20 protein-coding genes are annotated in these 20,894 nt (G+C 60.5%); 12 read left to right on the forward strand and 8 right to left on the reverse strand.

Annotated features, from left to right (window positions below; all coding sequences use genetic code 11):
* Positions 1–38: 38 nt before the first annotated feature.
* Both PSUM_RS18335 and PSUM_RS18340 read right to left on the reverse strand, forming a co-directional pair.
* Positions 39–2,450, reverse strand: coding sequence for a penicillin acylase family protein (locus PSUM_RS18335; RefSeq protein ID WP_083349878.1), 2,412 nt, complete (start codon positions 2,448–2,450; stop codon positions 39–41).
* A 109-nt stretch (positions 2,451–2,559) separates the two neighbouring features.
* Positions 2,560–3,141: a DUF6436 domain-containing protein gene (locus tag PSUM_RS18340; protein WP_033041952.1), complete on the reverse strand. Its 582-nt coding sequence runs from the start codon at positions 3,139–3,141 to the stop codon at positions 2,560–2,562.
* 95 nt (positions 3,142–3,236) lie between these two features.
* Here PSUM_RS18340 and bipL point away from each other — a divergent pair, with 95 nt between their 5' ends.
* On the forward strand, positions 3,237–4,184 hold the full coding sequence (gene bipL / locus PSUM_RS18345) for a phospholipase BipL (protein ID WP_020797309.1): 948 nt from the start codon (positions 3,237–3,239) through the stop codon (positions 4,182–4,184).
* 119 nt (positions 4,185–4,303) lie between these two features.
* Here the strand turns inward: bipL and PSUM_RS18350 are convergent, their stop codons facing one another.
* Complete coding sequence (locus PSUM_RS18350) at positions 4,304–5,056, reverse strand: DUF2059 domain-containing protein (protein WP_020797310.1); 753 nt, start codon at positions 5,054–5,056, stop codon at positions 4,304–4,306.
* Between the two features lie 108 nt (positions 5,057–5,164).
* Here PSUM_RS18350 and PSUM_RS18355 point away from each other — a divergent pair, with 108 nt between their 5' ends.
* Positions 5,165–5,797, forward strand: coding sequence for a 2OG-Fe(II) oxygenase (locus tag PSUM_RS18355; protein ID WP_020797311.1), 633 nt, complete (start codon positions 5,165–5,167; stop codon positions 5,795–5,797).
* Positions 5,798–5,799: 2 nt separating this feature from the next.
* Complete coding sequence (locus tag PSUM_RS18360) at positions 5,800–6,285, forward strand: 2-thiouracil desulfurase family protein (RefSeq protein WP_020797312.1); 486 nt, start codon at positions 5,800–5,802, stop codon at positions 6,283–6,285.
* Positions 6,286–6,321: 36 nt separating this feature from the next.
* On the opposite strand, the gene PSUM_RS18365 is transcribed toward PSUM_RS18360, so the two are convergent.
* Positions 6,322–6,906, reverse strand: a complete 585-nt coding sequence (locus tag PSUM_RS18365; RefSeq protein WP_020797313.1) for a transporter substrate-binding domain-containing protein — start codon at positions 6,904–6,906, stop codon at positions 6,322–6,324.
* Between the two features lie 136 nt (positions 6,907–7,042).
* Here PSUM_RS18365 and PSUM_RS18370 point away from each other — a divergent pair, with 136 nt between their 5' ends.
* Positions 7,043–7,468, forward strand: a complete 426-nt coding sequence (locus PSUM_RS18370; protein WP_020797314.1) for a DUF4399 domain-containing protein — start codon at positions 7,043–7,045, stop codon at positions 7,466–7,468.
* 51 nt (positions 7,469–7,519) lie between these two features.
* On the opposite strand, the gene serA is transcribed toward PSUM_RS18370, so the two are convergent.
* Positions 7,520–8,749, reverse strand: coding sequence for a phosphoglycerate dehydrogenase (serA, locus tag PSUM_RS18375; protein ID WP_020797315.1), 1,230 nt, complete (start codon positions 8,747–8,749; stop codon positions 7,520–7,522).
* A gap of 206 nt (positions 8,750–8,955) precedes the next feature.
* On the opposite strand from serA, the gene PSUM_RS18385 reads away from it, so the two are divergent.
* The 4 genes from PSUM_RS18385 to PSUM_RS18400 all read left to right on the forward strand — a co-directional run bounded on the left by PSUM_RS18385 (position 8,956) and on the right by PSUM_RS18400 (position 13,264).
* Positions 8,956–10,350 carry an FAD-binding oxidoreductase gene (locus PSUM_RS18385; RefSeq protein ID WP_033041948.1) on the forward strand — a complete coding sequence of 465 codons (1,395 nt, stop codon included), beginning with the start codon at positions 8,956–8,958 and terminating at the stop codon, positions 10,348–10,350.
* Between the two features lie 30 nt (positions 10,351–10,380).
* Complete coding sequence (locus PSUM_RS18390) at positions 10,381–11,046, forward strand: fumarylacetoacetate hydrolase family protein (protein WP_020797317.1); 666 nt, start codon at positions 10,381–10,383, stop codon at positions 11,044–11,046.
* Positions 11,047–11,301: 255 nt separating this feature from the next.
* Entirely contained in the window at positions 11,302–12,228 is a 927-nt protein-coding gene (locus PSUM_RS18395) for an SdiA-regulated domain-containing protein (RefSeq protein WP_020797318.1), read from the forward strand.
* Between the two features lie 118 nt (positions 12,229–12,346).
* Positions 12,347–13,264 carry an SdiA-regulated domain-containing protein gene (locus PSUM_RS18400; protein WP_020797319.1) on the forward strand — a complete coding sequence of 306 codons (918 nt, stop codon included), beginning with the start codon at positions 12,347–12,349 and terminating at the stop codon, positions 13,262–13,264.
* Between the two features lie 121 nt (positions 13,265–13,385).
* Here PSUM_RS18400 and rpiA read toward each other — a convergent pair whose 3' ends face one another.
* The gene (rpiA, locus tag PSUM_RS18405; protein WP_020797320.1) at positions 13,386–14,060 is read right to left on the reverse strand and encodes a ribose-5-phosphate isomerase RpiA; all 675 of its coding nucleotides are present in this window, start codon (positions 14,058–14,060) and stop codon (positions 13,386–13,388) included.
* Between the two features lie 269 nt (positions 14,061–14,329).
* Between rpiA and ilvA the strand changes: the two genes are divergently transcribed.
* Positions 14,330–15,844, forward strand: a complete 1,515-nt coding sequence (gene ilvA, locus PSUM_RS18410; protein ID WP_020797322.1) for a threonine ammonia-lyase, biosynthetic — start codon at positions 14,330–14,332, stop codon at positions 15,842–15,844.
* A 40-nt stretch (positions 15,845–15,884) separates the two neighbouring features.
* Positions 15,885–16,310, forward strand: coding sequence for a DUF2269 domain-containing protein (locus tag PSUM_RS18415; RefSeq protein ID WP_083349877.1), 426 nt, complete (start codon positions 15,885–15,887; stop codon positions 16,308–16,310).
* Between the two features lie 104 nt (positions 16,311–16,414).
* Here PSUM_RS18415 and PSUM_RS18420 read toward each other — a convergent pair whose 3' ends face one another.
* Positions 16,415–17,071 (reverse strand): histidinol-phosphatase, encoded by a 657-nt coding sequence (locus PSUM_RS18420; RefSeq protein WP_020797324.1) that lies wholly within the window; start codon positions 17,069–17,071, stop codon positions 16,415–16,417.
* A 143-nt stretch (positions 17,072–17,214) separates the two neighbouring features.
* Here PSUM_RS18420 and PSUM_RS18425 point away from each other — a divergent pair, with 143 nt between their 5' ends.
* Both PSUM_RS18425 and ptsP read left to right on the forward strand, forming a co-directional pair.
* Entirely contained in the window at positions 17,215–17,694 is a 480-nt protein-coding gene (locus PSUM_RS18425) for an RNA pyrophosphohydrolase (protein WP_007897732.1), read from the forward strand.
* A gap of 22 nt (positions 17,695–17,716) precedes the next feature.
* A complete protein-coding gene (ptsP, locus tag PSUM_RS18430; RefSeq protein WP_020797325.1) occupies positions 17,717–19,996 on the forward strand; it encodes a phosphoenolpyruvate--protein phosphotransferase in 2,280 nt (759 codons plus the stop codon).
* A gap of 104 nt (positions 19,997–20,100) precedes the next feature.
* Here the strand turns inward: ptsP and PSUM_RS18435 are convergent, their stop codons facing one another.
* Positions 20,101–20,847, reverse strand: coding sequence for an NRDE family protein (locus PSUM_RS18435; RefSeq protein WP_083349876.1), 747 nt, complete (start codon positions 20,845–20,847; stop codon positions 20,101–20,103).
* Positions 20,848–20,894 lie beyond the last annotated feature (47 nt).

Raw genomic sequence — 20,894 nt, forward strand, 5'->3', positions numbered from 1 at the left:
AGCCTGCTCGCGAAGACGTCAGCCCGACCAATGAAAATCTATTGCCCGGACCGCGCTGGCAGCAACTTCAACGTACTGCGCGTATTCGCCGTCACCTCTTCATCATTGAGATGCGCCTGAAAGTAAATCCCCTCGATATACGCCTCAGCCTGATCGTCAAAGTGTTTGTCGAACGGCACGCCACTCTGGCCGACCGGGTTGACCGTCAAACTGTGCGCCGGATCGGCGAAGTCGATCAGGCGCCGGGTCGATGGGCCGTACGTCACCGGCCACGGTGCCGGGCCGATCTTGGCCGACAGGTTGTTCGGCACTTCATGGGTGCCCGGAGCCGCGAACGGACCGATATTGAAGATCCGATCCAATGGCTTTTGCTGCCCCAGCGGGTGGCCATGGGTCAGCGTGTGCGCCTTGCCCCATTGCCATTGCGAGGAATCGGCACCCAGGGTGGCCTTGAGGTGGGCGATGCTGGCAAGCCACGCGACCTTGACGGTGTCGGCGCGGGTTTCCTTGCCGAGGGTATTACGGTTGTCCCACCACGGTGAATCCGCCGTCGCTGCCAGGCGCGGCAGGGCGGCATCGATCACCCGGGTCGAGAGCAGCGTTTCGAAGAAGTCATTGCCCAGTTCGTCATGCATCGCCGCGTCAGCCAGGTTGAACAGGAGCTGGTTGAACAGCGTCGCGCTGGTGGACTCCAGCGGGTAGTCGCCTTGCCACTGGGCCAGTTGCTCCACCAGCTTGAGCTCTGCAGGGTCGCTGACCACTTCGCGCAGGGTCGGTAGGAGTGGCGCCAGCAGGCGCGTGCCGTAGGCGGTGGTGGTGCCCAGTTGCAGCTTCTGGCTACTGTCCAGATCCCACTTGACGTTCTTGTCGCTGAGCTGGCGATTGAGCTGCTGGCCTCGATCGGCGAGGTTGTAATAACCGGGGATCTCCATTCCCGTCGGCGACAACGGCTGGAAGTTGGCCGAGACGATATAGCCCCGTACCGGGTTCTCTTCCTGCGGGTTGGCGCTGAACGGATAGAAGCCGTCCTTGTCGGCATCGCTGGTACTGCCATCGAGGATAAACCACGGCAGCACCCCGGCCGGGCGCTTGGGCAATTGCGCTGCAGCCCACCAGCCGATATCACCCTTGGCATTGGCCCAGACGATGTTCAGGCCGGGAGCCTGGACCTTGGCGGCAGCGCCACGGGCCTTGGCCAGGGTGTCAGCACGGTTGAGTTGGTAGAAGCCTTCGATGATCGGGTTCTGGCTTTCGAGAAAGCCCCACCACATGGCGATCGGCGTTTTGCCGACGCTCTTGCCCAGCGCGTCGTTGACGATCGGGCCATGGGGTGACTGGCGCAGCGTCAGGGTGACCGGTGCCTGGCCCTTGACCGCGATCTGTTGTTCGCTGCTGACCATGTCCACCCACTTGCCGCGATACCAGACCTGATTCGGATTGTCCGGATTGACCTTTTCGGCAATCAGGTCGAGATCGTCGTTCTGGAACATGGTGATGCTCCAGCCGAAGTCTCGGTTCATGCCCAGTGAGGCGAACGGCATCAGGGCCTGGTAATGGCCATAGAGCTCGAAGCCCGGTGCCGAAAGCTGCGCTTCGTACCATACCGACGGTGCGGAAAAACGGATGTGGGGGTCTCCGGCCAGCAGCGGCTTGCCGCTTTTGGTGCGGTTGCCGGCAACCGCCCACGCATTGCTGCCCTCGAACTGCGGCAAGCCATTGTCGGCCAGGGCCTGTTCGCTCAGGCGGGCGAGGGCGTTGAGGTCTTTCCAGTCGGTGCTGGCGAGGGGCGACGGGGCCGCGCTGGGTCGGGTCGCCAGCACGCCCTTGGCCTGCCAGTCGAGATCGAAGACGCTCAGATAGCCGGCGCCCAATTGATCACGCACGTAGGTCAGCAGCGGTTCGGTGCGAAACGCCGCCGCAAAACTGTAGGCCATGTAGCCAGCGATGCTGATGGTGTCCTGCGCCGTGAACGGGCGCTTGGTTATGCCCAGCACATCGAACTCGACGGGTTTGGCGTGACCGTCCTGGTACTGGTTGATGCCGTCCAGGTAAGCCTGCAGGGCAAGGAAGGCGGGCGATTGCTTGTCCATGTTCGCCAGATAGGTTTCGGCGCGTTCGCGAATGCGCAGGCTGCGCATCAACTTGTCGGTGTCGAGCAGTTTCGGTCCGAGCACCTCGGCCAGTTCGCCCCGGGCAAGGCGACGCAAAACCTCCATCTGGAACAACCGATCCTGGGCATGGACATAGCCGAGGGCGCGGTACAGGTCGGTTTCGTTGTCGGCGCGGATGTGCGGGATACCGCGCTCGTCATAGCGCACGGTGACCGAACCTTGCAGGTGCTGCAGTTCCACCATGCCCTGGCGTGATGGCTGCTTGCTGTAGACGTACCAACCGGCGCCGACGGCGAGCGCGACGATCAGCAAACCGAGCGCGGTCAGGCTACGTTTCATGGTGACTCCTTATTGTTATGTGTGACAGCAATTCCCTGGCGAGACTGTTTAACACGACAAGCCGGTTTGGCCCATCGCCCGTAGGAGGGATTCTCGTTTGCTGCCTGCGTTAACTCGTCGGGACGACGGGCCACGGGCAGTAACACCCCACGGCCAGTGTGTGCGTGGCACTCACTTCGCGGCCTTCGTTCAGCGCCTGCAGGATCGGCTCGATAAAGCTGTTGCTGGAATTGCAGGTCAGGCCTTCACTGTAGGGCCCGAAGTACGCCAGCCTGCCATTGCGATCCCAGATCGCCACGGCGGGGCTGGCGGGAATCTGTTCGGAGCCCGGCAGGACGTCGATGGTTTCCAGGCTGCTGAGCGTGGCGGGTAGTTGGCCGTGGCTGCCAGGCCTTTGCACTGCATAGAACTCCACACCGTGCGGGACATAGCGCTCGACCAGTTCGGTCAGGTGCTGTTGATTGCCCACGTTGCACGGGCAGGCCGGGTCCCAGAAATGCACGAGTCGGATGGCGCCGGGGCCGGCGAGATGGTCGGGCAGGCGTAGCGGATCACCGGAGAATAACGCCGTGTGCTCGCTGAATGCCCGCAGATAGCGCCCCTGAAACCAATCGTAGGCCGCCCACAGCACCCCGGCGCACACGAGGGCGAGCAAGCTGGCGAGCAGGGTGGCGCGATAGTGCGAGCGCATGGTGTCACTCCTTGTGGGTCGGTTAGCTTGCCATGCTTGCCGCGACAGATGAATATCGCAGGTCTATAAAGTCCGCTTCGCGCTCTGGAATGCCCATGTCAGTGACCTTCGATCCCGATCATCTGCGTGCCAGCCTGCGGCCGCTGGCGCAAGGGCAGCCGTTGTCAGCGGAGGCCCAGGCTTATCAACGGTTTTATGGACTGGATTTTTCCTCGCGTAAGGTTCGCAGCGCCCTCGGTTGTTTTCAGGTCGATGGTTACGAAGTGGTCAGCCAGGTCTGGTGGCCAGAGCAGGTGAAGGCGACGCTGTTTGTCTTTCACGGGTTCTACGACCACACCGGCCTCTATCGGCATGTGATCGAATGGGCGCTGGAGCAAGGCTTCGCGGTGATTGCCTGCGACTTGCCGGGCCATGGGCTTTCCAGTGGCGAGCGGGCGAGCATCAAGGACTTCGCCGAGTATCAGGACACCCTGCAAGGCTTGTTTGCCGAGGCCCGATCGCTCGAGCTGCCACAACCCTGGCATCTATGTGGCCAGAGCACTGGTGGCGCCATCGTGATCGATCATGTGCTCAACGCGGGGGCGGGCAGTCCGGCCCAGGGCCAGGTGATCCTGTTGGCGCCGCTGGTGCGGCCACGGGCGTGGGGCTGGTCGCAACTGAGCTATTACCTGCTCAGGCCTTTCGTCAAAGCCATTGCCCGGCGCTTCAGCGAGAACTCCAACGACCCTGAGTTCTTGCCGTTCTTGCAAGCCGATCCGCTGCAGCCGCTGCGATTGCCGACGGCATGGGTCGGGGCGTTGGCGCGCTGGATCAAGCGTGTCGAAGCGGCGCCGGCAAGTACCAGGCGACCGTTGATAGTGCAGGGGCAAGCGGACATGACGGTGGATTGGCAGCACAACCTTGAGGTGCTGCGGGGCAAGTTCGATCGTCCGCAGGTATTGATGCTGCCTGAGGCACGGCATCATCTGGCGAATGAAACGTTGGTGCTGCGCGGGGAGTATTTCGGGTTTTTGACCAAGCGGATCAAGGGCCGGAATCTTTAGTGACCCTGCCGGCCTCTTCGCGAGCAGGCTCGCTCCCACATTAGACCGCGTCTATCTGAAAGCTCGATCCACTGTGGGAGCGAGCCTGCTCGGGAAAGCGGTCTAGCAGACGCTGAAAACTATTGGGTCAGATTCGAAGTGCTTTGCCCCACCGCCAACCCGGCCCGAATCGCCGCCAGCGCCGCCTGGTAATAGGCTTTGCCTTCAGCTGATTCGGCAAATGTGGCGAATTCTTCGAGCTCCTCATCCGACAGGTCGCGGTAGACGTACAGCAGCGTGTTGTTCAGGTCGTTGCCGATCTGTTCCATCAAGCGCTGGCGCTGCCCATTCAGCATGCTTTGGGTCTGGCCGGCGCCGAGCAGGCCGGGGATCATCGAACTGAGACTGTCGGCCGCAACACCGGCAATCGCCAGGCTGACTTCCGCGCCGGCCTCGCGAGCAGGCAGGGCCTGGGCCAGGTGGCCGATGATCAGCAGCCGGCTGTCGCTGGCCTGCATCTTGGGCAGGCCCTTGGCATTTTTCGCCAGTTGATCGCGGCGGGTTGCGAGCAATTCGGCGGCGACGATTTTCTTGCCCAGCGGCGATTGAAAGAACGCCAGCGCCGGCTTCGGATCGGCGAGGCTCTTGCGCAGCTGTGCTTCGGCACGCTGGTCCACGGCCTTGGGTGCGAAACGCTGATTGCTGTTGTCGACCAGCGCCTGGAAAACCGCCGGTGGCAGGCTGCTTTGGTAGCGCTGTTGCGCGGCCGTGAGGGCGTCGTTGAAATGCGCGCGTTGTTCTGGCCAGCCGGCGACCTTGTACAGTTGGGCGTGGCCGTCTGCCCAGGCGGGCATAACACAGAGCATCAGCAGGGAGAAAAGCAAACGGCGCATAGGGACTCCTGTCAGCAGGCGACTATTCTCCGTGTGGCATCCAGTCTTGTCGAGAATTCGTATCAACCCGCTGCATGGCTCTGTCGGATTTTCAGGCGCAGGAATACTATGCGCGCCATGCAAATACCTTCTGATCACCCACTGCTGTTACAAATCGTCGACGACCTGGCTACCCACGGTTGGTCGCAGCAGAATATTTTCCTGCCTCAGGATCTGACCCGAGCCTTGGCGGCTGAGTGCCGTAAACGTGCGGCCGAAGGTGAGTTGGCCCCGGCTGCCGTGGGTCGAGGGCCGTCGTCGGAGATTCGCGAGGGGATTCGCGGCGATCATATCCAGTGGATCGAGCCCGGCCAGGCCGAGGTCTGCGACAGCTATCTGGCGTTGATGGACAGCCTGCGCGAGGCGCTCAACCGTGGCCTGTTCCTGGGGCTGGAGGACTTTGAGAGTCATTTCGCGATGTACCCGCCTGGCGCTTTCTACCTCAAGCATGTCGACCGGTTCCGTGACGACGACCGGCGCATGGTGTCGGCGGTGGTCTACCTCAACGATGCCTGGCTGCCTGAGCAGGGTGGTCAGTTGCGCATGTACCTGGAAGAAGGTGCGCAATACGATGTAGTACCCATCGGTGGATGCCTGGTGGTATTCCTGTCGGGGGAGGTCCCCCATGAAGTCCTGCCTGCGAGCCGTGAGCGCCTGTCGTTGACCGGCTGGTTCCGGCGTCGAGGCAATGAGCCGTTCTGATCATGCAAAAGATACTGGTAAGCCGCTGCCTGCTGGGTCACCGCGTACGTTATGACGGCGGGGCCAGCGGGCCCTTCGATCAGTTGCAGCGGTGGATCGACGAAGGTCGGGTGGTGCCGTTGTGTCCGGAAGTTGCCGGTGGCCTGCCGACGCCACGGGCGGCGGCGGAAATTCCCGGTGGGCAGGGCGGCGAAGTACTCGATGGCCAGGCCGCGGTGATCACCACGGAAGGCGAGGATGTCAGTGCGCAGTTTCTGTCAGGGGCTTATCAAGCCCTTGAACTGGTGCAACAACACGACATACGCATTGCCGTGCTCAAGGCCAATAGCCCGTCGTGCGGCAATCTGCTGACCTATGACGGGACGTTCAGTGGAGTGAAAGTCACGGGCGAAGGGGTCACGGCGGCGCTGCTCAGGCGCCATGGGGTGCGGGTCTTCAGTGAGCTGGAACTCGCGAATGCGGCTCAGGCACTGGCAGCACTCGATTAACGACCCACACAAAACCACACAGGTTTGGCTTGCGACTCAGGGGTTCGGTGCCACACCGGTATCCGGCCCCAGCCACTTCTTCTCCAGCGCCTCCAGTCGCCCATCCGCCTTGATCCGTTGCAGCGCGCTTTCCAGGCTGGCGTGGAACGCCGGGTTACCCTTCTGGAATGGAATCGACAAGCTCACTGCCTGGGCCACTTTCGGTTTTGCCTCTGTCAACGACTGCACCAGCAATATCGAGCGTGGCTCTTCTTTCTGCGCGATCAATTGCGCATTGGCCTTGATGTAAGGCTCGGTGAAATCGAAACGATCCGAAAGCGCCGGGGTCTGTGCAATGTGGTTGATGGCGATGTCGTATTTGCCACTTTCCACGCCGGCCAGCAAATCACTGGCATCTGTCACGACAAAGTCGGCGCGAACCTCCAGTTCGTTGGCCAGCAGTTGGCCCAACTCGACTTCGAAGCCCTTTAGATTGCCATCCTCCTTGAAACTGAAGGGGGGGGTATTAGCCTCAAGGGCAATGCGCAATTCACCGCGATCGTTCACGTCGTCAATCAGTTCGGCATGAGCCAACGGGCTCAAAAGGGGTAGCAGGCAGATCAGGCCAGGCAGAAAACGCATGGTCACTCCTTTGAAATCATTATCGCGACGCTCTGGATCAGGCTCGCTTTGCTATGGTTGTCGAGTGCCTTTCGACAACGATTGACCATGAAGTTGTGATGGTCACGCGAATTTTACGTAAAAACTGGAGAAGAGAATGAAAACCTTTATGTCACGTGCTGCTCTGGCTGGTCTGCTGATGGGTGTTTCAGTGTTGGCCAGTGCAGCAACGCCAGCCCCGAAAGGTGCTGAAGTGTCCATTGTTTCTCCCAAAGATGATGCCACGGTTCCGCAGACGTTCGTGGTGAAGTTCGCTGTCGAGAACATCGCGTTGGCGCCAGCTGGCGATGCCACCAAAAACACGGGCCACCATCACCTGCTGATTGACGTGGACAAACTGCCGGCGGCTGGCCAGCCGATCCCGAACGATGCCAACCACCTGCACTTCGGCAAGGCGCAGACCCAGGCTGAAGTAACGCTGCCGCCGGGCAAGCATACCTTGCAGCTGGAGTTGGGCGACAGCGGTCACATGCCGTTCGACCCACCGATCGTCTCCGAGAAGATCACTGTAAACGTCAAATAAAAAAAGGGAGCCCCTTCGCAGGGGCTCCCTTTTTAATGCCGCACGCTGCTCTTAGAACAGAACGCGGCTACGAATGGTGCCGTTGACGTGTTGCAGTTTCTGTTGCGCCAGGTCCGAGTACTCGGCATCTACGTCGATCACCACGTAGCCGACTTTCTCGTTGGTCTGCAGGAACTGACCGGAAATGTTGATGCCGTTTTCGGCGAAGACCTTGTTGATCTCGCTCATCACGCCCGGGATGTTCTCGTGGATGTGCAGCAGGCGGTGCTTGCCAGGGTGAGCCGGCAGGGCTACTTCCGGGAAGTTCACGGACGATACCGAAGTACCGTTGTCGCTGTACTTGACCAGTTTTTCTGCCACTTCCAGGCCGATGTTGGCCTGCGCTTCGGCGGTGGAACCACCGATGTGCGGCGTCAGGATCACGTTGTCCAGGCCACGCAGCGGGCTTTCGAACTCTTCGTCGTTGGAGCGTGGCTCCACCGGGAACACGTCGATGGCCGCGCCGATCAGGTGCTTGTCCTTGATCGCGTCCGCCAGGGCGTCCAGCTCGACCACGGTGCCGCGCGCGGCGTTGATCAGGATGCCGCCCTTCTTGATGGCGCGGATTTCCTTCTCGCCGATCATCCACTGGGTGGCAGCGGTTTCCGGTACGTGCAGGGTCACGATGTCGGACATGCCCAGCAGTTCGTGCAGGTTGCCGACCTGGGTGGCGTTACCCAGTGGCAGCTTGGTCACGGTGTCATAGAAGTACACCTGCATGCCCAGGCCTTCGGCCAGGACCGACAGCTGAGTACCGATCGAGCCGTAACCGACGATGCCCAGCTTCTTGCCGCGGATCTCGAAGGAGTTGGCCGCACTCTTGATCCAGCCACCACGGTGGCAGGAAGCGTTCTTCTCAGGGATACCGCGCAGCAACAGGATCGCTTCGGCCAGCACCAGCTCGGCAACGGAGCGGGTGTTGGAGTACGGCGCGTTGAACACCGCGATACCGCGTTCGCGGGCAGCGCTCAGGTCGACCTGGTTGGTGCCGATGCAGAAACACCCTACAGCTACGAGCTTCTTCGCGTGATCGAAGATCTCTTCGGTCAGTTGAGTGCGCGAGCGAATGCCGATGAAGTGAGCATCAGCGATCTTTTCCTTGAGCTGGGCTTCCGGCAGAGAACCTGTGAGGTACTCGATGCTGGTGTAGCCCGCCGCCTTGAGGACGTCGACAGCCGATTGGTGGACGCCTTCGAGAAGAAGGAACTTGATCTTGCTCTTATCGAGAGAAGTCTTGCTCATCTGCGTAAACCTGTATCCCGGAGAAAAATGGCAGGGAAGGGAGCAGCCCGGAGCTGACCCGCACGGCAAGAAAGCCGTCACCGCAGAACAGCCGTTGGGCACTATGCTGCGGGGTCGGTATGCTAGCATATGCACCCCGCTAAACACTCATTCCTGCGACGTGAAGCGTTCTCAGGATGACCATGAATTGTTCGAGAGTTCTGTCGATGACCAATCCTGCCCTGATTGATGAGCTGAAGACCCTGGTTGAGCCTGGCAAGGTGCTGACCGATGCCGACTCCCTGAATGCTTACGGTAAGGATTGGACCAAGCATTTCGCTCCGGCTCCGACCGCCATCGTGTTCCCCAAGACCACCGAACAGGTCCAGGCCATCGTCCTGTGGGCCAACAAACACAAGGTGGCGCTGGTGCCTTCCGGTGGCCGCACCGGCCTTTCCGCCGCCGCAGTGGCAGCCAATGGCGAAGTGGTCGTGTCCTTCGACTACATGAACCAGATCCTCGACGTGAACCTCACCGACCGCACTGCCGTTTGCCAGCCGGGCGTGGTCACCGAACATCTGCAGAACGTGGCCGAAGAAAAGGGCCTGTACTACCCGGTGGACTTCGCTTCGGCAGGTTCGAGCCAGATTGGCGGCAATATCGGCACCAATGCCGGCGGGATCAAGGTGATTCGCTACGGCATGACCCGTAACTGGGTGGCCGGCATGAAAGTCGTCACCGGCAAGGGCGACGTGCTGGAGCTGAACCGAGACCTGATCAAGAACGCCACCGGCTACGACATGCGCCAGCTCTTCATCGGCGCCGAAGGCACCCTGGGCTTCGTGGTGGAAGCGACCATGCGCCTGGATCGCGCGCCGAAAAATCTTACTGCCATGGTCCTCGGCACCGCCGATTTCGACTCGATCATGCCGGTGCTGCATGCCTTCCAAGGCAAGCTCGACCTGACCGCTTTCGAATTCTTCTCCGACAAGGCCCTGGCCAAGGTCATGGGCCGTGGTGATGTGCCGGCTCCGTTCGAAACCGATTGCCCGTTCTACGCGCTGCTGGAATTCGAAGCGACCACCGAAGAAGTGGCCAACCACGCCCTGGAAACGTTCGAGCACTGTGTCGAGCAGGGCTGGGTCCTGGACGGTGTGATGAGCCAGAGCGAAACCCAGTTGCAGAACCTGTGGAAACTGCGCGAATACATTTCCGAAACCATTTCCCACTGGACACCGTACAAGAACGACATTTCGGTGACCGTGTCGAAAGTGCCGGCATTCCTCAAGGAAATCGACGCGATCGTCGGCGAACACTACCCGGACTTCGAAATCGTCTGGTTTGGTCACATCGGCGACGGCAACCTGCACTTGAACATTCTCAAGCCAGATAACTTGAGCAAGGACGAGTTCTTCGCCAAGTGCGCAACCGTCAACAAGTGGGTGTTCGAAACTGTCGAGAAGTACAACGGCTCGATTTCCGCCGAACACGGCGTGGGCATGACCAAGCGTGATTACCTGACCTACAGCCGCTCCCCGGTTGAGATCGAGTACATGAAAGCGGTCAAGGCGGTGTTCGACCCGAACGGGATCATGAACCCGGGCAAGATTTTCGCTGTTTGACTTTAAGAGCTACGAACCAGGAGTCGGTCCATGAGCTATCAGCACCAGTATGTCGACGGTACGCGTATTCACTTCCCGCTGGGGAAAGTGGTGTGCATCGGCCGTAACTACGCCGAACACGCCAAGGAACTGGACAACCCGGTGCCGACCGAGCCGCTGCTGTTCATCAAGCCGGGCAGTTGTGTGGTGCCGCTGGAAGGCGGTTTCAGCATTCCGACCGAGCGTGGCTCGGTGCATTACGAAGCGGAAATCGCCGTACTGATTGGCAAGCCGTTGTCGACCAAGCCCAGCGTTGAAGAAGTGCTGGACGCCATCTCCGGCTTCGCCCCGGCCCTGGACCTGACCCTGCGCGACAAGCAGGCCGAGCTGAAATCCAAGGGCCTGCCCTGGGAAATCGCCAAGTCCTTCGACGGCGCAGCAGTGATTGCCCCGTTCGTTTCCGGCAGCACCTTCGCCGACCTGACCGACATCGGCATCCGCCTGACCATCAACGGCGAAGTGCGCCAGGATGGCAACAGCAGTGCGATGCTCAACCCGATCGTGCCGATGATCCAGCACATGGCCGGTTGCTTTTCGCTACAGGCCGGTGACGTGATCCTCACTGGCACACCGGTGGGCGTGGGTCCGCTGAATGTCGGCGACGAGATCGTCCTGGAACTGCCGGGCGCAAGCAGCTTCACCAGCAGCGTTCGCTAAGCAACGCAAACCCTTTGTAGGAGCGAGCATGCTCGCGATGTACCTGAGATCGACGCGGGATGCCTGGTATCCAGCGTTATCGTTGGCGACCATCGCGAGCCTGCTCGCTCCTACATTAGGGTGTGCGACTGCTCCTATCCCGCCATTTCCCGTTTTTTTCACATGATGTCTGGATAATTTCCACGGCTTTCGGCATCTGAGCCGGGCCCAATTGTGCTATTACCCCTAGCCTGAATTTCTGGAACGCATGCCCTGATGGCCACTCAACCAATCTCGTCGCTCAAACCTGCCCGTCGCTCGCGCTTTGCCCTGCGTTGGTATTCCTGGCTGTTGCTGCTGGTCGCCGCTGCCTACGGTTTGGCGTTTGCCATGCATTGGGATGACCGCGGCGTGCTCTGGGTGCTGGAGCGTTTTGAAAGCCCGGCCGAACGTCAGGGCAGCGTCTGGCTGCCGGACTATCATGCGGTGATCGACGCCAAGCCACTTCCGGGCATGGAAAAGGACGAGGCGTCGGACGTCACCTACGATGCCCAGACCAAAACCCTGTTTTCGGTAATGGGTAAGAACCCGTTCCTGGTCGAGTTGTCGCTGCAAGGCGATGTGCTGCGCAAAATGCCCTTGGTAGGCTGGAGCAATCCTGAAGGGGTAACAGCGCTGGGCAATGGAATGCTGGCCATTGTCGATGAGCGTGACCACCAGATCTCCCTCGTCAAGGTCGATGCCGGCACTCGCGAGCTGAACTTCGCTGATTTCCCGAAGTTCGACCTTGGCCCTTCGAAAGACCAGAACAAGGCGTTTGAGGCGGTCGTATGGGATGCGCGCAATCAGCAAATGCTGCTCGGCGAAGAGCGTCCGCCCGCGCTGTTCACCTGGAAAGGCGACGGCACGACGCTCAGCGGCGACAAGCAAAAGCTGGCCAGTGACGAGCTGGACATCCGCAACCTGTCTGCCCTTGCCATCGATCCGCGCACGGGCCACACCCTGGTGTTGTCCGCTGACTCCCACCTGTTGCTGGAGCTGGACGAGAAAGGCGAACAGGTCAGCTTCATGACCTTGCTGGGTGGCTTCAACGGCTTGAAAAAAACCATCCCACGGGCTGAAGGCGTGACCATGGATGAGGCCGGCACGATGTACATCGTGAGTGAGCCAAATCTGTTTTACCGTTTCGAAAAGCAGAAATAATCAACTTTTCGTGTAGGCTTTTTCGCCTCTGGTTGTAGGATCAGGCCAATGGCCATTAAGCTTCAGTTCAGGCAGGCGTGATATTTCATCCGCCTGTCCTGAAGCCGAGCCCGCCTGAATGCGCCGATTAGCCCGCCCCAAACCTCTGCTGTTGCTCCTGTCGGTGATTGCCCTGAGCGTATTGATCGCGTTCGGGCAGCATTTACGCCTGTTCGAGCGCACCTGGTTCAACCTGCGTACGCTCTGGCAGCCGATGAGCACCCAGTCCATCGGCCTGGATCAGTATCGGGTGGTGCTGGAGGGGCAGGTCATTGAAGGGCTGGACGATGATGTTTCAGCCTTGACCTACGACCCGGTGCGCAAAAGCCTGTTCACGGTCACCAATCAAAACTCCGAATTGATCGAGCTGTCGCTCGACGGCAGGATCTTGCGGCGCATCGCGTTGGTCGGTTTTGGTGATCCTGAAGCTGTCGAGTTCATCAGCGCCGACACCTACGTGATCACGGACGAGCGCCAGCAGCGCCTGATCAAGATCCATCTGGAGCATGACACCAGCTTTCTCGACGCCGCGGACGCGGAACAGATGACCCTCGGTGTGCACATGAGCGGCAACAAGGGGTTCGAAGGCTTGGCTTACGATTCGGTAGGCAAGCGCTTGTTTGTCGCCAAGGAGCGCGACCCGATGCTGATCTACGAAGTGCACGGCTTTCCGCATTTCAATCCGGAAAAGTCCTACGCGGTACATGTGGTCAACAATCCCAAGCGCGACGCCGGGATGTTTGTGCGGGATTTGTCGAGCCTGCAATACGACGAGCGCAGCGGGCACTTGCTGGCGCTGTCCGACGAGTCGCGGCTGATTCTGGAGCTGGATGTGGATGGTCGACCGTTGAGCACCATGTCATTGAACAAGGGGCGGCAAGGTCTGCAAAAGACCGTACCGCAAGCGGAAGGTATCGCCATGGACGACGACGGTACGATGTACTTGGTGAGTGAACCAAATCTGTTCTACGTCTTCAAGAAACCACCGCAGAACTAACAAACACCGCAAATCAACTGTGGGAGCGGGCTTGCTCGCGAATGCGGTGTGTCAGTGACATCTCTGTTGACTGGCACACCGCATTCGCGAGCAAGCCCGCTCCCACAAGGGGGCGTATGTTTTACTCGGCGCGCAGGGTTTTCACACCTTCGCTCGTGCCCAGCAACAACAGATCCGCCGGGCGCGCCGCGAACAAGCCGTTGGTGACCACGCCGACGATCGCATTGATCTGCGACTCCAGTTCCACCGGATTGGTGATCTCCAGATTGAACACATCGAGGATGATGTTGCCGTTGTCGGTGACTACACCTTCACGGTAGACCGGATCACCGCCGAGTTTCACCAGCTGGCGGGCCACGTGGCTGCGGGCCATCGGGATCACTTCCACGGGCAGCGGGAAGGCGCCGAGGACGGGCACCAGTTTGCTGGCGTCGGCGATGCAGATGAAGGTCTTGGCCACGGCCGCGACGATTTTCTCACGGGTCAGGGCTGCGCCGCCGCCCTTGATCAGGTTCAGGTGCTCGTCGCTCTCGTCGGCGCCGTCGACGTAGAACTCCAGGTCGCTGACCGTATTGAGCTCATAGACCGGGATCCCGTGGCCCTTGAGGCGTGCGGCGGTGGCTTCGGAGCTGGCGACCGCGCCATCGAACGCGCCCTTGTGCTTGGCCAGGGCATCGATGAAGCAGTTGGCGGTGGAGCCGGTGCCGACCCCAACGATGCTCTTGTCGTCGAGTTTCGGGAGGATGAAGTCGACGGCGGCCTGGGCTACTGCCTGTTTGAGTTGATCCTGGGTCATGCGGGCTCCGAAGTGCCGAAGAGAGAACGAAAGGCTGGCATTATAGGCCTCGGGGCAGGGAAGGTCATTGTCCGATTGGCGGTCCGTGACTGTTCCCTGTAGGAGCGAGCATGCTCGCGATAGCCGTGAACGATAACGCGTGAAACCAGGCACCCCGCAGCGCCTTTGGGTTTCTCGCGAGCATGCTCGCTCCTACAACAGGTGGTCGTGCGGCTAAAAGCCGGGTTAGACTCCTTGATCCTGCCCAACCCGCTCAGTGATGCTTTCCGATGCTTGAACAGTACGTCAAAAAGATCCTCACCTCGCGCGTTTATGACGTTGCCGTAGAAACCCCATTGCAGACTGCTCGCCAGCTCTCCGAGCGGCTGGGCAACGAGATTTTGCTCAAGCGTGAAGACTTGCAGCCCGTGTTCTCGTTCAAGATTCGCGGCGCCTACAACAAGCTGACGCAGCTGAGCGATGAAGAGCGCGCTCGCGGCGTGGTTACCGCTTCGGCGGGTAATCACGCGCAAGGCCTGGCCCTGGCGGCCAAGGTCCTGGGCGTGAAAGCCACCATCGTCATGCCCAAGACCACGCCCGAGATCAAGGTCGAAGGCGTGCGTTCGCGCGGTGGCAAAGTGGTGCTGCACGGCGATTCGTTTCCGGAGGCCCTGGCCTACTCGTTGAAACTGGTCGACGAAAAAGGCTACGTCTACATTCACCCCTACGACGATCCCCACACCATTGCCGGGCAGGGCACAGTGGCGATGGAAATCTTGCGCCAACACCCGGCGCCCCTGGATGCGATCTTCGTTCCAGTCGGTGGCGGCGGCCTGATCGCCGGTATCGCGGCGTACGTGAAGTACCTGCGGCCGGACATCAAGGTCATCGGTGTCGAGCCGGACGACTCCAATTGCCTGCAAGCCGCCATGGCGGCGGGTGAGCGTGTGGTATTGCCGACCGTGGGCATCTTCGCCGATGGCGTCGCGGTGGCCCAGATCGGCCAGCACACTTTTGATATCTGCAAAGACTACGTCGACGAAGTCATCACCGTCAGTACCGACGAAATCTGTGCGGCGATCAAGGACATCTACGACGATACCCGTTCGATCACCGAACCTGCCGGCGCCTTGGGCGTGGCCGGGATCAAGAAGTACGTCGAGTCCCGCGGCGTCACCGGACAGACCTTCGTGGCCATTGACTCCGGGGCCAACGTCAATTTTGACCGCCTGCGCCATGTCGCCGAGCGCGCTGAACTGGGCGAAGGCCGTGAAGCCATCATCGCCGTGACCATCCCTGAGCAGCCGGGGAGTTTCAAGGCGTTCTGCGAAGCCATCGGCAAGCGTCAGATCACCGAATTCAACTACCGCTACAACACTGGCAGCGAAGCGCACATCTTTGTCGGGGTACAGACTCATCCGGAAACCGACCCGCGTCGCGCGCTGATCGCCAGCCTGGGCGAGCAGGGCTTTCCGGTCGTCGACCTGACCGACAACGAACTGGCCAAGTTGCACATCCGCCACATGGTCGGCGGTCGCGCGGCGCATGTGGTCGATGAAGTGATCCTGCGCTTCGAATTCCCGGAGCGTCCGGGCGCGCTGTTCAACTTCCTCAACAAGCTCGGCGGGCGCTGGAACATTTCCATGTTCCACTATCGTAACCACGGTGCGGCCGATGGTCGTGTGGTCGCGGGCCTGCAGGTGCCCCATGAGGAGCGTCACCTGGTGCCGGCAGCACTGGAAGAAATTGGCTACCCGTTCTGGGACGAAACCGACAACCCGGCCTATCAGTTGTTTCTTGGCTGAGCGGCTACGCTGATGGGCAGGCCCTTAAGGAAATCGAACCATGGAAACGTTGACGGCCCTGAAAGCGGCGCACACGGTGGCGACGGTGGTGTTGCTGGTCTGTGCGCTGGGCCTGGGGATTTGGGTCTGGCGAACCCGGCGTAACGGCGACGCGACAGCGGGCAGCCGTACGCTGCAACGGCCACGGGTGTTCGTCTGGCTGTTGATGGGGCTGGCATTGCTGAGCATGCCGTTTACCGGTTGGTGGATGGTGCACCTGGTGGGCTGGCCGTTGGGGCAGACCTGGTTGCTGGCTTCCAGTGTGCTTTACACCGTGGCGGCGCTGGCGTGGTTCTGGTTGTTGGTAAGGCTGAACAAGGTGCGCAACACGCCGGGTGGGGTGGGCAGATTTACCTTTGCCTTGGCGTTGTTCAGTTTTGTCTGCTTTGTGGCGATTGCCGGGTTGATGGGCGCCAAACCGGTTTAACCCTTTAAACCGTATTGCCCCATTCGCGAGCAGGCTCGCTCCCACAAGGGAATTGTGTCGTTCACACATCCACTGTGGGAGCGAGCCTGCTCGCGAAGGCAATATCAGCCGCGCAGACTGATTACTGGCCAGCCCCGCTTCTCGGCCTCGGCGCGCAAGTTCGGATCCGGATCGACCGCCACCGGGTTCGCCACCTGCTCCAGCAACGCCAGGTCATTCATCGAGTCGCTATAAAAGTAGCTGTCCTCGAGGTTGTGCCCGGTTTCTTCCAGCCAGCGATTGAGCCTTGTCACCTTGCCTTCACGGAAGCACGGTACATCGGTACTGCGCCCGGTGTACCGGCCGTCCTGCATTTCGCATTCGGTGGCGATCAGGGTCTCGACGCCCAGGCGCGCGGCAATCGGGCCGGTCACGAAGCGGTTGGTGGCGGTGATGATCACCAGTTTGTCGCCGGCATCGCGGTGTTGGGCCAGCAACTCGATCGCCTTGGGCAGCAGGATCGGTTCGATGCAGTCGCGCATGTAGTCGCTGTGCCATAGATCCAGGGTGGCCATCTCGGTACGGCCGAGCACTTCCAGGCAGAAGTTCAGGTAGGCGTCGTTATCGAGCTTGCCAGCCAGGTAGTCCTGGTAGAACTCATCGTTACGGGCCTTGTAGGCGACGGCGTCGAGGAAGCCGCGTTCACAAAGGTAATCGCCCCAGGCATGGTCACTGTCGCCGCCCAGAAGCGTGTTGTCCAAGTCGAATAAAGCCAGCCGCATTGCAGTTACTCGCTGAAAAGTCTGTAGAAAGGCGTCCAGAATACGGACTTTTCACAAGAGTGCACATAACGTAGGCCGGCGCGTTGCTGCCTTAACAACCTTTGTGGAACAATGCGATGACATGCGTTTGCGAGGTTGTTGCCGTGATCGACCCCGATGGTTTCCGTCCTAATGTCGGGATCATTCTCACGAATGATGCCGGCCAGGTGCTATGGGCTCGCCGTATCAATCAAGATGCCTGGCAGTTTCCTCAAGGCGGGATCAACCCCCAGGAGACGCCGGAAGACGCCTTGTACCGCGAGCTGAACGAAGAAGTGGGCCTGGAGCGCGAAGATGTTGAAATACTCGCCTGCACTCGGGGCTGGTTGCGCTATCGTTTGCCGCAACGTCTGGTCAGGACGCACAGCCAACCGCTGTGCATCGGCCAGAAGCAGAAATGGTTTCTCCTGCGCCTGATCTCCAATGAGCAGCGGGTGCGGATGGATTTGACCGGTAAACCGGAATTCGATGGCTGGCGCTGGGTCAGTTATTGGTATCCGTTGGGCCAGGTGGTGACATTCAAGCGCGAGGTGTATCGACGCGCCCTCAAAGAGCTTGCCCCGCGCCTTTTAGCGCGCGACTGACGACGGAGTTCGACCCCGAGCCATGCTCAATACGCTGCGCAAGATCGTCCAGGAAGTTAACTCCGCCAAGGATCTCAAGGCGGCGTTGGGGATTATTGTGTTGCGCGTCAAAGAGGCCATGGGCAGCCAGGTCTGCTCGGTCTACCTGCTTGATCCCGAGACCAACCGCTTTGTGTTGATGGCTACCGAGGGCTTGAACAAGCGCTCGATTGGCAAGGTCAGCATGGCGCCCAATGAAGGTCTGGTGGGTTTGGTCGGCACGCGTGAAGAACCCCTGAACCTCGAAAACGCCGCGGATCACCCGCGCTACCGCTACTTCGCCGAAACTGGTGAAGAGCGCTACGCTTCGTTCCTCGGGGCGCCAATCATCCACCACCGCCGTGTCGTCGGTGTGTTGGTTATCCAGCAAAAAGAGCGCCGCCAGTTCGATGAAGGCGAAGAAGCCTTCCTCGTGACCATGAGCGCGCAGCTCGCCGGGGTTATCGCCCACGCCGAGGCCACCGGTTCGATCCGTGGCCTGGGCCGGCAGGGCAAGGGTATCCAGGAAGCCAAGTTCATCGGCGTGCCGGGCTCGCCCGGCGCGGCGGTCGGTACGGCGGTGGTCATGCTGCCGCCGGCCGACCTGGACGTGGTGCCCGACAAGACCATCACCGACATCGAAGCGGAACTGGGTCTGTTCAAGACCGCCATCGAAGGTGTGCGCGCTGACATGCGTGCGTTGTCCGCCAAGCTCGCCACGCAATTGCGCCCGGAAGAGCGCGCGTTGTTCGACGTCTACCTGATGATGCTCGACGATGCGGCGCTTGGCAGCGAAGTGACCACCGTGATCAAGACCGGGCAGTGGGCCCAGGGCGCGTTGCGCCAAGTGGTCACCGATCACGTCAACCGCTTCGAATTGATGGACGACGCTTACTTGCGTGAGCGTGCGTCGGACGTCAAGGACCTCGGTCGTCGTCTGCTCGCTTATTTGCAGGAAGAGCGCCAGCAAACCCTGGTCTATCCCGACAACACCATCCTGGTCAGCGAGGAACTGACGCCGGCCATGCTCGGCGAGGTTCCGGAAAACAAGCTGGTGGGCCTGGTTTCGGTGCTTGGCTCCGGTAACTCCCACGTTGCGATCCTTGCCCGGGCCATGGGCATTCCAACGGTGATGGGCCTGGTGGACCTGCCGTATTCCAAGGTCGACGGCATAGGCATGATCGTCGACGGTCACCGCGGCGAGGTCTACACCAACCCCAGCGACGTGCTGCGCAAGCAGTTCGCCGAGGTGGTCGAAGAAGAAAAGCAACTGGCCCTCGGGCTGGATGCGCTGCGCGATCTGCCGTGCATCACGGTCGATGGCCACCGCATGCCGCTCTGGGTCAACACCGGCCTGTTGGCGGATGTGGCGCGCGCGCAAAAGCGCGGGGCCGAAGGCGTAGGTCTGTACCGCACCGAAGTGCCGTTCATGATCAACCAGCGCTTCCCGAGTGAAAAGGAACAGCTGGCGATCTACCGCGAACAGCTGGCCGCTTTTCACCCACAGCCAGTGACCATGCGTACCTTGGACATCGGCGGCGACAAGTCGCTGTCGTACTTCCCGATCAAGGAAGACAACCCGTTCCTCGGCTGGCGCGGCATTCGTGTCACCCTCGACCACCCGGAAATCTTCCTGGTGCAGACCCGCGCCATGCTCAAGGCCAGTGAAGGCTTGAACAACCTGCGGATTCTGCTGCCGATGATCTCCGGTACCCATGAGCTGGAAGAAGCCCTGCACCTGATCCACCGGGCCTGGGGCGAGGTTCGCGACGAAGGTTGCGACGTGCCGATGCCACCGATTGGCGTGATGATCGAGATTCCGGCAGCGGTGTACCAGACCAAGGAGCTGGCGCGGCAGGTGGACTTCCTGTCGGTTGGTTCCAACGACCTGACCCAGTATCTGTTGGCCGTGGACCGTAACAACCCGCGAGTAGCCGACCTATACGACTACCTGCACCCGGCGGTGCTGCAAGCCCTGCAAACCGTAGTGCGTGACGCCCATGCCGAAGGCAAGCCAGTGAGTATCTGCGGCGAGATGGCCGGTGACCCGGCGGCGGCGGTGCTATTGATGGCGATGGGTTTCGACAGCTTGTCGATGAACGCCACCAACTTGCCGAAGGTGAAGTGGATGCTGCGCCAGATCAACTTGAGCAAGGCCAAGCAGCTGCTCGCCGAACTGATGACCATCGACAACCCGCAAGTTATCCACAGCTCGCTGCAATTGGCGCTGAAGAACCTGGGGTTGGCACGGATGATCAATCCGGCGGCGATCAAGCCTCTCTGAATTTGCGACACCCCCTTCGCGAGCAAGCCCGCTCCCACATTTAACCGTATTTCAAATGTGGGAGCGGGCTTGCTCGCGAAGAGGGTCGCACGAATAACGCAACACTAAAGCCGAATATCCACTTCCCCAAGATGCCCGCCAAACGGCCCAAAACTCCGTTCGACCAAATGCCGCGAGCCATCCGCCCGCACAATCAACGCCGTACTCGCCCGCGTCCCATAACTCTGGCTGGCAATAAACACACTCGACAGCAGCGTCTCGGTGGCCAACCCCACTCCGGTGTCTGGCAGGTCTGCAAACGGCGCTTGCTGTGAATCGCTGAGCAAGGCCAGCAAAGACTGCGGTTGCGGATCATCCAGTACCTCGCCCAGTGCTGCCTTGGCCCTGAGCAGTTTCGGCCACGGCGTATCCAGCCCGGCGTTCGACAGGCCGTAGATCCCCGGCGGTAGCATCACCGCTTCCGATTCCCGCGCATTGAAATGCCACAACTCATTAGCGTTGCCGATCAGTAAGTTAAATCCGCCATATTCAGGCGAACGGGCGACAACGTCGGCTAAATAGTCATCAATTGGCACATCTTTGGTGAGGAATCCCGCCACTAACTCACCGCGAGACCGGCGCCCTGGCGGTCGATGCGGATCGCGGATGTTGGTCAGCGCCGCAAAGCGCCCGTTGGCGCCGAGACCGAGCCAGGTTCCTCCCGCCTCCAGGTCTCGCCCGGCGTGCACCTGGGGGGCCTCGGGCCATTGCGCCAGTGGCAGGCTGGGGCGGGCATAAAATTCGTCGCGGTTAGCCGCCACGATCAGCGGTTGGGCGTGGCCCGGTCGCCAAGCAAAAACAATCAGGCACATAAGGTGATCCTTGTGTGTTTTTTCCCCCACTCTACGCAGTCATCGTG

The organism is Pseudomonas umsongensis, from assembly GCF_002236105.1.
Lineage (GTDB): Bacteria > Pseudomonadota > Gammaproteobacteria > Pseudomonadales > Pseudomonadaceae > Aquipseudomonas > Aquipseudomonas umsongensis.